11 protein-coding genes are annotated in these 12356 nt (G+C 54.0%); 6 read left to right on the forward strand and 5 right to left on the reverse strand.

The features are described 5' to 3' along the window. Positions 1–15 precede the first annotated feature (15 nt). Positions 16–441 (reverse strand): nucleoside triphosphatase NudI, encoded by a 426-nt coding sequence (gene nudI / locus HV314_RS08640; RefSeq protein WP_016153813.1) that lies wholly within the window; start codon positions 439–441, stop codon positions 16–18. Positions 442–759: 318 nt separating this feature from the next. Here nudI and HV314_RS08645 point away from each other — a divergent pair, with 318 nt between their 5' ends. The 6 genes from HV314_RS08645 to yfaU all read left to right on the forward strand — a co-directional run bounded on the left by HV314_RS08645 (position 760) and on the right by yfaU (position 6979). Beyond that, positions 760–1302, forward strand: coding sequence for a YfaZ family outer membrane protein (locus tag HV314_RS08645; RefSeq protein ID WP_016153812.1), 543 nt, complete (start codon positions 760–762; stop codon positions 1300–1302). Positions 1303–1381: 79 nt separating this feature from the next. Beyond that, on the forward strand, positions 1382–2584 hold the full coding sequence (locus HV314_RS08650) for a nicotinamide mononucleotide deamidase-related protein YfaY (protein ID WP_181547858.1): 1203 nt from the start codon (positions 1382–1384) through the stop codon (positions 2582–2584). Positions 2585–2802: 218 nt separating this feature from the next. Next, positions 2803–3585 (forward strand): IclR family transcriptional regulator, encoded by a 783-nt coding sequence (locus tag HV314_RS08655; RefSeq protein ID WP_131346457.1) that lies wholly within the window; start codon positions 2803–2805, stop codon positions 3583–3585. Positions 3586–3598: 13 nt separating this feature from the next. After that, positions 3599–4804: an L-rhamnonate dehydratase gene (rhmD, locus tag HV314_RS08660; protein ID WP_016153809.1), complete on the forward strand. Its 1206-nt coding sequence runs from the start codon at positions 3599–3601 to the stop codon at positions 4802–4804. Between the two features lie 56 nt (positions 4805–4860). Next, positions 4861–6150 (forward strand): MFS transporter, encoded by a 1290-nt coding sequence (locus HV314_RS08665; protein WP_019077274.1) that lies wholly within the window; start codon positions 4861–4863, stop codon positions 6148–6150. 25 nt (positions 6151–6175) lie between these two features. Beyond that, a complete protein-coding gene (gene yfaU / locus HV314_RS08670; protein ID WP_181547859.1) occupies positions 6176–6979 on the forward strand; it encodes a 2-keto-3-deoxy-L-rhamnonate aldolase in 804 nt (267 codons plus the stop codon). Between the two features lie 43 nt (positions 6980–7022). Here the strand turns inward: yfaU and HV314_RS08675 are convergent, their stop codons facing one another. The 4 genes from HV314_RS08675 to glpA form a co-directional block, all read right to left on the reverse strand. After that, the gene (locus HV314_RS08675; RefSeq protein WP_016153806.1) at positions 7023–7937 is read right to left on the reverse strand and encodes an Rpn family recombination-promoting nuclease/putative transposase; all 915 of its coding nucleotides are present in this window, start codon (positions 7935–7937) and stop codon (positions 7023–7025) included. A 183-nt stretch (positions 7938–8120) separates the two neighbouring features. After that, positions 8121–9311, reverse strand: a complete 1191-nt coding sequence (glpC, locus tag HV314_RS08680) for an anaerobic glycerol-3-phosphate dehydrogenase subunit GlpC (protein ID WP_181547860.1) — start codon at positions 9309–9311, stop codon at positions 8121–8123. Then, the gene (gene glpB, locus HV314_RS08685; protein WP_046275944.1) at positions 9308–10567 is read right to left on the reverse strand and encodes a glycerol-3-phosphate dehydrogenase subunit GlpB; all 1260 of its coding nucleotides are present in this window, start codon (positions 10565–10567) and stop codon (positions 9308–9310) included. The genes glpC and glpB overlap by 4 nt, the downstream gene beginning before the upstream one ends. After that, positions 10557–12185, reverse strand: a complete 1629-nt coding sequence (gene glpA / locus HV314_RS08690) for an anaerobic glycerol-3-phosphate dehydrogenase subunit A (RefSeq protein WP_016157025.1) — start codon at positions 12183–12185, stop codon at positions 10557–10559. The genes glpB and glpA overlap by 11 nt, the downstream gene beginning before the upstream one ends. Positions 12186–12356: the final 171 nt, after the last annotated feature.

Raw genomic sequence — 12356 nt, forward strand, 5'->3', positions numbered from 1 at the left:
TATTAAAATGATAACTTACAGTAACCCTTTCAAAGTTAACGTTTTACGCGTGGCGATATTTAAATCGTAAGAGCCGAGATCTTCCGCTTTAACCCAGGCGAATGCCTGGAATTCTTCATTAATCTTCACTTCACGATTAGCCGCCACACAATCGAAGATGAGATAAATCATATAAATCTCTTCCTGACTGCCATCGGCGTACGTTTTGGTGCGAACATCGTCACTGAAGGTCCATGGCGTAATATCTGATAACACCAGTTGTTCGCCCAGCTCTTCTCTTACTTCACGGCGCAAAGCTTCTTCAATACGTTCACCCGGTTCAACGCCGCCGCCAGAAAGCGCCCACTGACCGGGGAACACACCGCGGTCGTCAGCCATTTTGCACAGTAAATAACAGCCATCGTTTTGAATTAATGGGCAAACAATTGTTCTTTGGCGCATAAGTCGAATCCTTGTAGGGGGAGGTATAGAAAATTCCATCGTGCACGCATCTTACCTTTTGCTGGCGGTAGAAAAAACGCTTCATCGACGAATAACGCTGCTTTGGCAGGGAAAACAGGATGTTTGTAGAAAATGGCGTTCTGCTGCCCTCAGTGGCGTAATTGCTACAAGAATTTAACCTTATCTAAATCTTGTGAGTAGTATTTGCTTACAATATGTTATTGCATCGCTTTTTTAGTGCATTGATTCCTCGTGATCTAACAGTACAATTCACAGGTTTTGGGGCTATGTTTTGATTCTTGCTGGAAAGGATAGAAAATGAAAAAAAGTTTAATGTTGGGTTTTGCCGGAATGCTGTTTGTTTCCGCGTCGGCGAGCGCGATTAGCATCAGCGGCCAGGCTGGCGAAGACTACACCAACCTGGGGTTCGGTATGGGTACTGAGACCACCGGTTTGGCCGTCAGCGGTAACTGGATGCATAACGATGACGACGGCGATGCGGCCGGGCTGGGACTGGGTCTGAATATTCCTCTCGGTCCGCTGCTGGCAACGGTCGGTGGGAAAGGCATTTATACTAACCCGAATGATGGTGACGAGGGTTACGCGGCGGCGGTCGGTGGCGGTTTGCAGTGGCCGATTGGCGACAGCCTCCGCCTGTTTGGCGAGTATTATTACTCTCCCGATTCTCTTTCCAGCGGTATCGACAGCTATGAAGAAGCGAATGCAGGTGCGCGTCTGACCATTATGCGTCCGCTGAGCATTGAAGCCGGTTATCGCTACCTGAACCTGGCAGGCAAAGACGGTAACCGCGATAACGCGATTGCTGACGGCCCGTACGTTGGGGTTAACGCGAGTTTCTGATTTTTCCGGCGCGGCGTTCAGTCGCGCCTTCCCCCCTCCATGCGTTATAGTGTTTTCATCATAAAAGCAGGAGAACACGATGTTAAACGTGGAGATGCTATCCACCGGGGATGAAGTGTTGCACGGACAAATCGTCGACACGAATGCCGCCTGGCTGGCCGATTTTTTCTTTAATCAGGGGTTACCGCTAACCCGTCGCAACACGGTAGGTGACAATCTTGATGATTTGGTCGCCGTTTTGCGTGAGCGTAGCGAACATGCCGATGTACTGATCGTTAACGGCGGTCTGGGACCAACCAGCGATGATTTGAGCGCGCTGGCGGCGGCCACGGCAAAAGGTGAAGGGCTGGTGCTGCATGAAGCATGGCTCGCCGAGATGACGCGTTATTTCCGCGATCGTGGACGCGTGATGGCACCGAGTAACCGCAAACAGGCTGAGCTACCTGCCAGCGCGGAATTCATCAATAATCCGGTAGGAACCGCGTGTGGGTTTGCCCTGAAGCTTAACCGCTGCCTGATGTTCTTTACCCCGGGAGTGCCATCAGAATTTAAAGTTATGGTTGAGCATGAGATCCTGCCGCGTTTGCGTGAGCGTTTTTCGCTGTCTCAACCCCCGCTATGCCTGCGATTAACCACCTTTGGTCGTTCTGAAAGCGAGCTGGCGCAGAGCCTGGATCCGCTGCAATTGCCTCCGGGAGTGACAATGGGCTACCGCTCGTCAATGCCGATTATCGAACTAAAGCTGACCGGGCCGGATTCCCAACGGGAAGCGATGCTGGCGCTGTGGCCAGAAGTTAAGCGGGTTGCCGGGCAGAATATGATTTTCGAAGGTACGGAAGGTTTACCCGCGCAAATCGCCCGTACGTTGCAGGAACGGCAATACAGCCTGACGCTAAGCGAACAATTCACCGGTGGTCTGGTGGCGCTGCAGCTTTCGCGCGCGAATGCTCCGCTGTTGGCGAGCGAAGTGGTTCCGCCCCAGGAAGAAACGCTGGCGCAAACGGCACACTGGATAACCGAACGACGCGGCAACCATTATGCCGGGCTGGCGCTGGCGGTATCGGCTTTCGAAAACGAACATATTAACTTTGCGCTGGCAACGCCTGATGGAACGCATGCCTTACGCGTACGGCTGAACGCTAATCGTTATAGTTTGTCGATTCGTCAGGAAGTGTGCGCAATGATGGCGCTCAATATGTTGCGCCGTTGGCTCAACGGGCAGGATATTGCCACCGAACACGGTTGGATAGAAGTGGTTGAATCCCTGACGCTGCCTTCCTGACTTGCACTCTCTCACGCGCTTGTTATGGGAAGGCATTCTGGCCTTCCCGTTATCAGTCCAACCTGTTGTACTCTCTGTAAAAAAATCCGTGCGTTAGTTCACAATTATGCTCGTTTTTTCTCCAGCCAGCTGGAAGAACGAGAGGATTTGATGCGCTTCACAATTTTAACCCCCTTAACCTACCACACTGATTCCAGTATCTCAGACTGGAGTCCAGTATGTTGGAATCAAGCAAAGTTCCCGCGCTCACCAGGGCGATCGAAATACTCAATCTCATTGCGCGTATCGGCCCATGTAGCGCCGCCACCATCATAGAGTCGCTGGGTATTCCAAAAAGCACCGCGTACCTGTTACTTAACGAACTGAAGCGTCAGCGCTTTATCAGCATTGATCATCAGGAAAATTACTGCCTGTGGACCAAGCTGGTTGAGTTGTCCGGGCATGCGCTGAGCAAGATGGATTTACGTGAACTGGCGCGTCCCCGGCTGACACAACTGATGGATGAGACAGGGTTACTTTGCCATCTCGGGATCATCGACCACGAAAGCGCGTATTACATTCTGAAAGTGGAATCGTCATCCACTATCAGCGTGCGCTCCCACGAAGGGAAAAGTCTTTCGCTCTATCGCTCGGGTATCGGCAAATGCCTGCTGGCCTGGCAACCGGCAGCCGCACGAAAAGCCATTATTGAACAGCTGATATGGGAACAGGCAACGCCGACCACTATCACCAGGCCACAGCAGTTGAATGACGAGCTGGAGCGTATTCGACAGCGTGGATGGAGCTTTGATAATGGCGAAGATTATCCCGATGTTCGTTGCGTCGCAGCGCCTGTTTTTAACGCTAACAATGAACTGACCGCCGCGATTTCAGTGGTCGGCACTCGTCTGCAAATTAACGAAGAGAACCGTGATTATCTGGCCGGTAAAGCGATTGCCTGCGCCAGGGATATTTCACGCCTGTTGGGATGGAAAAGTCCCTTCGACTCACTCGCTTCATAAAAAGGAGAACACCATGACCCTACCTAAAATTAAACACGTTCGTGCCTGGTTTACCGGTGGTGCTACGGCGGATAAAGGCGCTGGCGGCGGCGACTATCACGATCAGGGCGCTAACCACTGGATTGACGATCATATCGCCACGCCAATGAGCAAATATCGTGAATATGAGCAATCGCGCCAGTCCTTTGGCATCAACGTATTAGGGACACTGATTGTTGAAGTGGAAGCTGAAAACGGACAGACCGGTTTTGCTGTTTCCACGGCAGGAGAGATGGGGTGCTTTATTGTGGAAAAGCATCTCAATCGTTTTATTGAAGGGAAATGCGTCAGTGATATCAAACTCATTCACGACCAGATGCTGGGCGCAACGATGTACTACTCCGGCTCCGGCGGTCTGGTGATGAACACCATCTCGTGCGTGGATCTGGCGCTGTGGGATCTGTTTGGCAAGGTGGTGGGTTTACCGGTCTACAAACTATTGGGTGGCGCGGTACGCGACGAAATTCAATTCTACGCGACCGGTGCGCGCCCTGATCTGGCGAAAGAAATGGGCTTTATTGGCGGCAAAATGCCGACCCACTGGGGGCCGCACGACGGGGATGCGGGGATCCGCAAAGATGCGGCAATGGTAGCCGACATGCGTGAGAAATGCGGTCCAGATTTCTGGTTGATGCTCGATTGCTGGATGAGTCAGGACGTGAACTATGCCACCAAACTGGCCCATGCCTGCGCACCGTCTAATCTGAAGTGGATCGAAGAGTGTCTGCCGCCGCAGCAGTATGAAGGCTATCGCGAGCTGAAACGTAACGCCCCGGCGGGGATGATGGTCACCAGCGGTGAACACCACGGGACGCTGCAGTCCTTCCGCACACTCTCAGAAACCGGCATCGATATCATGCAGCCGGATGTGGGCTGGTGCGGTGGGTTAACTACGCTGGTGGAAATTGCCGCTATTGCTAAATCGCGCGGACAGCTGGTGGTGCCACATGGTTCCTCGGTTTACTCGCACCACGCGGTAATCACGTTCACCAATACCCCGTTCAGCGAGTTTTTGATGACCAGCCCGGATTGTTCAACGATGCGTCCACAGTTTGATCCGATCCTTCTGGACGAACCGGTACCCGTCAATGGCCGCATTCATAAGTCGGTGCTCGACAAACCAGGATTTGGCGTCGAGCTTAACCGCGACTGCAATCTGAAGCGCCCTTATAGCCACTAATGACCAGTGCGTTGCCAATGCCACGGCAACGCCCTCATTTCTTTGAGGATCTTGCTATGAGTACCACGTTACTTGATGGTGTGGTGAAGAAAAACCGCGCCCGTTTGATTCCCTTTATGCTGGCGCTGTATGTGCTGGCGTTTCTTGACCGCTCGAACATCGGTTTTGCCAAAGAGACCTATCAGATTGATACCGGTCTGAGCAACGAAGCTTATGCGTTGGGCGCGGGGATTTTCTTTGTGGTTTATGCCTTTCTGGGGGTTCCTGCCAACCTGTTGATGCGTAAATTTGGTGCCAGAACCTGGATTGGTACCACCACGTTGCTGTGGGGATTCCTCTCTGCGGCGATGGCATGGGCGGATACTGAATCGAAATTCCTGATTATCCGTACTCTGCTGGGGGCGGCAGAGGCGGGCTTCTTCCCCGGTATGATCTACCTGACGTCCCAGTGGTTCCCCCAGCGTAACCGCGCCAGCATCATGGGGCTGTTCTACATGGGGGCGCCGCTGGCGTTAACCCTGGGATCGCCGCTTTCCGGTGCGCTGTTGGAGATGCACGGCTTTATGGGGCATCCAGGGTGGTTCTGGATGTTCGTTATCGAAGGTTTACTGGCGGTAGGTGCGGGCATTTTCACCTTCTTCTGGCTGGATGATACCCCGCAGCAGGCGCGTTTCCTGAGCGCGGAGGAAAAGTCGTTACTTATTAGCCAACTGACAAGTGAAGAGGAGAAAAAGGTCACTTCACGCCTGTCGGATGCGCTGCGTAATGGCCGTGTCTGGCAACTGGCGATTATCTATCTGACGATCCAGGTGGCGGTGTATGGCCTGATCTTCTTCCTGCCAACTCAGGTTGCTGCGTTGTTAGGGACAAAAGTGGGCTTTACGGCTTCGGTCGTGGCGGCAATACCGTGGGTGGCGGCGCTGTTTGGTACATGGCTTATTCCTCGCTACTCCGATCGCACCGGCGACCGGCGTAATGTTGCCGCGCTGACGCTGCTGGCGGCAGGAATCGGCATTGGCCTTTCTGGGCTGGTTTCACCGGTACTGGCGATTGTGGCGCTCTGCGTCGCGGCGGTCGGTTTCATTGCGGTACAGCCAGTGTTCTGGACGATGCCAACGCAACTTCTTTCCGGGACTGCTCTGGCGGCGGGGATCGGCTTCGTCAACCTGTTTGGTGCCGTTGGCGGCTTTATTGCTCCCATTCTGCGCGTCAAAGCCGAAACGGTGTTTGCCAGCGATGCGGCGGGCCTGCTGGTCCTCGCGGGCGTCGCGATTATTGGCTCGCTAATCATCTTTACGCTGAGTGTGAACCGTTCAGTTTCACAAGCAGGCGCTGCGCATCATTAATCTTATCTACGTTGTAAGGATCGTTATGAACGCATTGTTATCAAATCCCTTCAAAGAAGGATTACGCAAAGGGGAAGTCCAGGTCGGCCTGTGGCTTAGTTCGACCACCTCCTACATGGCGGAGATTGCCGCGACGTCGGGCTATGACTGGCTGTTGATTGATGGAGAACACGCGCCGAACACGGTGCAGGATCTTTACCATCAGTTGCAGGCGATTGCGCCTTATGCCAGCCAGCCTGTGGTTCGCCCGGTGGAGGGCAGTAAAGCGTTGATCAAGCAGGTGCTGGATATTGGCGCGCAGACGCTGCTTGTCCCGATGGTCGACAGCGCAGAGCAGGCGCTTCAGGTGGTTTCTGCGACTCGTTATCCACCGCTCGGCGAGCGTGGTGTCGGCGCCAGCGTGGCACGGGCGGCGCGCTGGGGGCGTATCGACAATTATATGGCCCAGGCTAATGAATCACTCTGCCTGCTGGTACAGGTCGAAAGCAAAGCGGCACTGGATAATCTGGATGCCATTCTGGACGTTGACGGTATTGACGGTGTCTTTATTGGCCCGGCGGATCTTTCTGCGTCGTTGGGCTATCCGGATAATGCCGGACACCCGGAGGTGCAGCGGATCATTGAGCATAGCATTCGCCGTATTCGCGCAGCCGGAAAAGCAGCCGGTTTCCTCGCTGTTGACCCAACAATGGCGCAGAAATGTCTGCAATGGGGAGCAAATTTTGTCGCGGTAGGCGTGGATACCATGCTTTATACCGAAGCGCTGGATCGCAGGCTGGCAATGTTTAAGCCAGGCCAGAGTACGCAAACGTTGAAAAGCAGTTATTAATATCGGGCCCGGTGGTGTAGCGCCATCGGGCCTGAAATAGCTCCTAATGGTGATGTTCTGTCACGTCGTCAGCAGAAAATCCGGTAATGGTCAGGACTGTCTCATGATCGATGCCTCGCTCCAGCATCATGCGGGCAATACGTAATGCTTCTTCTCGTGTTCCTTTTAGCCAGCCTTCCTGCAATCCATTGTGATGGCCTTCCTGGCGTAGTTTCTCTGCGATCGTCATCAATTTCTCCTTGTTATGGGGTGAGCGCCCGGCAATTTCACGGATAAATTCGCTGACATGAGAAGCCTCACCGCGCTGTAGCAGATAATTAAACAGCGTTTGCAACTGGCTGTCATTAACGGTACGAGTAACTAAAAGCGCGACCAGCCTGTCCACCAGTCCCATCAAATCGCGATCGCGGATATGTTTTTGCATCAGTTCAAGTAGAGCGATACGCCGATGCTGCATAATCTCGTCGTCAGATACCACAGTGATGTCCACTAGCGGAAATGCTTCTGAGTAAAGCTTGCGCGCCAGTTGTGGGTAATCAAATTCGTCCAGCCAGTTGAGCGACCACGGATACGGGCTCTGTTGCCCGTGATAAAAAAGCATGGGGATAACCAGAGGTAGCGTTCTGTATCCGGCATCCAGGTGATATTGCATGGCGGCAGTGGCATAACGCATCAGGCGAAATGCCATGTGTTGTACCGCTGTACTCTGATGTTCGATAACGCAGTAGATGTAGCCTTCACCTTCTCGGGTTTTTAACGACCACAATACGTCGGAATAGTAAGCACGGAGATCCTTTTCGATAAAACTGGTAGGCTCCAGCTTCAGCGTTTGCAGGTCACATATCTCGCGTAATGCGACGGGAAGGTGAATTTCAAGAAAATCGCGAGCCATCTCAGGATAAGAAATTATCTTTTTAAAAACCGCATCATGCGGTGTTGATGTTGCTGATTTAGCCATGGTAGTCCGTCACCAGAGGAAGAAGATGGCGTGACGGTACCCACGGATGACGCGGGCTGCATTCGTGGAATTGATTCTTTGCGTGGAGGAGTCAGAGATAAATACGTCCGGTTGCAACGTATTCAGTTATGTACAACGGCATTCGCAAAAATGCCCGGTAGCCAACGCCACCGGGCAACAGAATTAACCTAACGCTTTGGCAAGCAGGGTGATGGGGTGTTCGCAGCGCTTACTGGTAGACATCTCAATCTGCCATTTACAGGTTTCGCAGTCGGTGACGACGATATCAGCGCCGCTGTCTTCAATCTGGCGGAACAGCGGTGCGCCAATGGATTGCGATGTCGGGTAGTTTTCCTTTTTAAAGCCGTATGTCCCGGCAATCCCGCAACATTGCGAGTCCAGCACCGTTAGCTCCAGCCCTGGAATTTGTCGTAGCAGTTCCAGCGTGTAGAGCGTCCAGCCCATTTTCTCCATGTGGCATGGCGTGTGGTAGACCACTTTCAGTGGCAGCGTTTTCAGCGGCAGCGTTTTGCCTTCATCCAGCTTGCGCCACAGCCAGCGGGTTGCCAGTTCAATGTGTTCGCGTAGACCTGAGTTGTCGACGTCCAGCACTTCCGGATATTCATCACGCAGCGCAAAGGTGCAGGTTGATGAGGTGGCGATCACCGGAATGCCTTTACCGTCAATTGCTTCTCTGAGCGAGGCCACGTTGCTCACCGCCTGCTTACGCGCTTTATCTGTAAAGCCGTTGGCAATCAGCGGTACGCCGCAGCATTTCTCTTTGCTCAGCAGTTGCACCCCGGTTCCCATCGCATTCAATACTTTGATCAGATCTTTGCCGAGCTGCGGATGGTTGTAATTCACAAAACAGCCGTGGAAAAAGGCAACCTGATCCTGATATTGCGCTTGCTGTGCGGCAACGCTGCGATACCAGCGGCGGAAGGTGCCGAAAGAGTACTTCGGCAACGTACGGCGATGGTCGATTTTTAGCGCGTAATCCAGCAGCTGACGCACCGGTTTGAGTGAGGTGGCGGTATTCACTATCGGGGCTAACGGTGTGGACACGCTACCCATCAAATCGGTATGGCTTAAGACAAAGTTACGCAGCGACGGACGCGTTGTGTCGTATTTGGCGCGCGCGCGTTGGATGATATCGCCAATCTTCACATCTGACGGACAGGCTACTTCGCAACGCTTACAGTTGATGCAGTATTTCAGCGCATCGTCATATAACGCGCCATCTTTCAGGCGCAGACGCTCACCGTCCGGTCCGGCCTGTTTAGGACCAGGGTAGTTCGGATTGACGCGACTTACCGGGCAGGCCGTGGTGCACACCGTGCATTTGATACAACTTTCAAAACGTGTGTCGCTCATTGCTGGCCTCCTGCACGTTTCGCAATATGATGTGCGGCGTGTAAGGCGCTAACAGCGCACACGCCGCCTCCGCAACCCTGGGCGATAGGGTCGAATCCGCCGAGAACGGAACCGATGGCATACATGTTCTCTATCGTTTGTCCCGCCAGCGATGGGCGCAGCCCGGCATCGGTCGTAACGCCAAACTGCTGCCACGGTTGTGGGTCGAAGACGTCACGCTCATACCACTCGGCGCGGGTGGCGGTTTGTTGTACATCCAGCCCCAGGATAGGTTCGTAGATGGCCTCACGCGTGGCGACCAGCCCGCTGCTGAAGAAGCTGCCGCTGGCGAGCACGGCGAAACGTGGCCGCAAAGGAATATCGGCATGATTACGGGTCCAGATTTCGCTGACTACGCCGTCCTGACAGGTGATTTTCTTCACTTCATCACCCGGCATCCAGACGCCGCCCTGGCGCACAAACTGGCGCTGCAATTTGTTATGCAAACGCATACCCAGTACCGAAGGCGGGAGGGTCGGTAACAGCGTCAGCGAGCAGGGGAGACGCTCGTTAAGCCATTGCCAGAGCTGTTCATCCGCCAGACCGAAGCAGGCCGGCATAATTATCATGTCGCAGGTTTTTGCTACTGGCAGTAAAGCGTCATAGAGCAGTGACCATTTATCTTCGTTATCCAGCAGGCGCGCAATATTGACGGCGCGAAACTCGGTCGGGTTATCACGCAGGACATCCAGCTCAGGCAGATCGATTTCTGCCGTCTCGACGCTGAGATTGCGTTGACGCAGTGACGCCGCGGCGAGATGTGCCTGAAAATCCAGTAAACCGCTAATACCTACAACGCAGATACGCTGCGCGGACAGCGGCCAGACCGGAACTTCCGGGGAACTTAACCAGGTTGAGCGTAGCGTTCCCAGCGGGGTGATGCGTTGATGTGACTGATGTACCTTGCCTTGCAAATGCGTTCCGCATTCTTCGAGAAGATTTTGCGCCTGCTGGGCCAGCTCCAGGACGTTGTGCGTTCCGATGGTGCTGTACGGGTGCGCGGGTGCCTGAGTGCGCAGCGCATTCAGGCCTGCTTCTATATCCGTCACCGGTTGGCCATCGGGTAAGTTGCTGAGCAAATCCAGTGAGCCGGAGGAGAAATGCAGGGCGCTTTGGCCGCGAGTGACAATCGTGCAGCGTAAACCGCTTTTTTGCAGTTGCAGGCCGCACAGTAGTCCGGCCAGGCCGCCGCCGATAATGACGGTATCAAATTTCATCCTGGTGCTCCTTTTCCAGACCGCACAATCCCTGATAAACCCAGCGTGTGAATTCGCTTTCGCGCAGCGCATCTCCCCAGGCGATAGGCTGCACGCCTTTCCAGCGTTCATTGAGAAAATCGGAAAGCTGGGTGATAGATTGCGCGGCGGTGGTGACATTAAAACGTTGCAGCAAACCTGCGGCGCGGCAGGCACACAATTCGCCCTGGCAGGTCCCCATTCCAACACGGGTACGGCGACGCAAATCCAGCAGGCTGTTGACGGTCAAATTCTCGACGGCGTACTGCACTTCACCTGCAGTGACCGCTTCGCATTCACAGACCAGGCTGCGGTGCTGACGACCTTCGCTAAGCCACGCAGGGGTGCGATCGCCGTGACGGTAGACCGCTGAGCCGCGCAGTGGCGCGGGCAACGAGATCACGCGTTTAAGCGTATGCTCGGTCGATTCTTGTGAGCCAGGCAGCGCCGTGTCTGCCGTTGTGCAAGGTTGGGTATTGCCAAGCTTACGGCAAACGGCATCGGTGGCCCACTCTGCCATCAGGCGGTAGGTCATCAATTTGCCGCCGGTTATGGTGATAAACCCGTCCAGTCCGTCACGCTGGGCGTGATCGAACAGTACAATCCCACGACTGACGTTACGGCCACTTGGATCGTCGTCGCTGGCTACCAGAGGACGCACGCCGGAGTAGGCGCGTAAAATGCGCGTTTTCGCCATAATCGGCGCCAGTTTTTCGCCTTCACGCAGCAGTATATCGACCTCTTCTGCGGTGACGCGGTTGCTGTCGATATCATCGTAATCAATGTGCTGTGAGGTGGTGCCAATCAGCGAAATGGTATCACCGGGCACCAGGATATCGGCGTCAGACGGCTTACGACAGCGGTTGATGACATGCTGGTTAATGCGGTGATCCATAATCAGCAGCGAACCTTTGGCCGGGAACATACGGATGCTCAGGTCGGCATATTCCGCAATGCGCTGGCCCCAGATCCCGGCGGCGTTGACGACTACCGGCGCATGCAGAGACTGCATCTCACCCGTCAGATGATTGCGTACGTTCACGCCGCAAACCGTTGCCCCTTCACGAATCAGTCCCGTCACTTCATGCGCCGTTAAGATTACTGCGCCATGCTCACGCGCATCCAGCATGTTGGCGGCGGTTAAGCGGAAAGGATCAACCGTGCCGTCCGGCACTTTTACCGCGCCAATCAGCTGTGGGTTGACGGAAGGTTCGATAATGCGCGCCTGCTTAGGGTCAATGGCTTCTGCGCGAATACCAGCCTCTTCACAGGCGCGAATAAAGGTTGCCTGGAAGGAGAGTTCATCTTCCGGCAGGGTAATAAACAGACCATCCGTCGGCTCAACGCAATGACGGGCGATACGTTTGAGAATTTGGTTTTCGCTGATGCACTCCCGGGCAGATTCAGCGTCGGTGACGGCGTAGCGTGCACCGCTGTGCAGCAGACCGTGGTTACGTCCGGTCGCCCCTGTGGCGATATCGTGGCGTTCCACTAAGATGACGCGCAACCCGCGCAGCGCACAATCGCGTGCGATCCCTGCACCTGTTGCTCCTCCACCAATGATAATCACGTCACTTGTTTGCGAGTCGCGAATTTTCATTGTTTTTCCTCACAGTTCGTTTTTTATCATTTAGCCACATAAAAAACATGGATTGTTTGATTTCGCGCATAATCGCTCATTATTCGAAAATGAAACGTGATTTCGTGCGCCTTTATGAACATTTGTCATAAATCTGTAACAATATGTGCAGCGTTTCACATTTTTGTTATG

Source organism: Citrobacter sp. RHBSTW-00887 (genome assembly GCF_013728095.1).
GTDB classification, from domain to species: Bacteria; Pseudomonadota; Gammaproteobacteria; order Enterobacterales; family Enterobacteriaceae; genus Citrobacter; species Citrobacter braakii.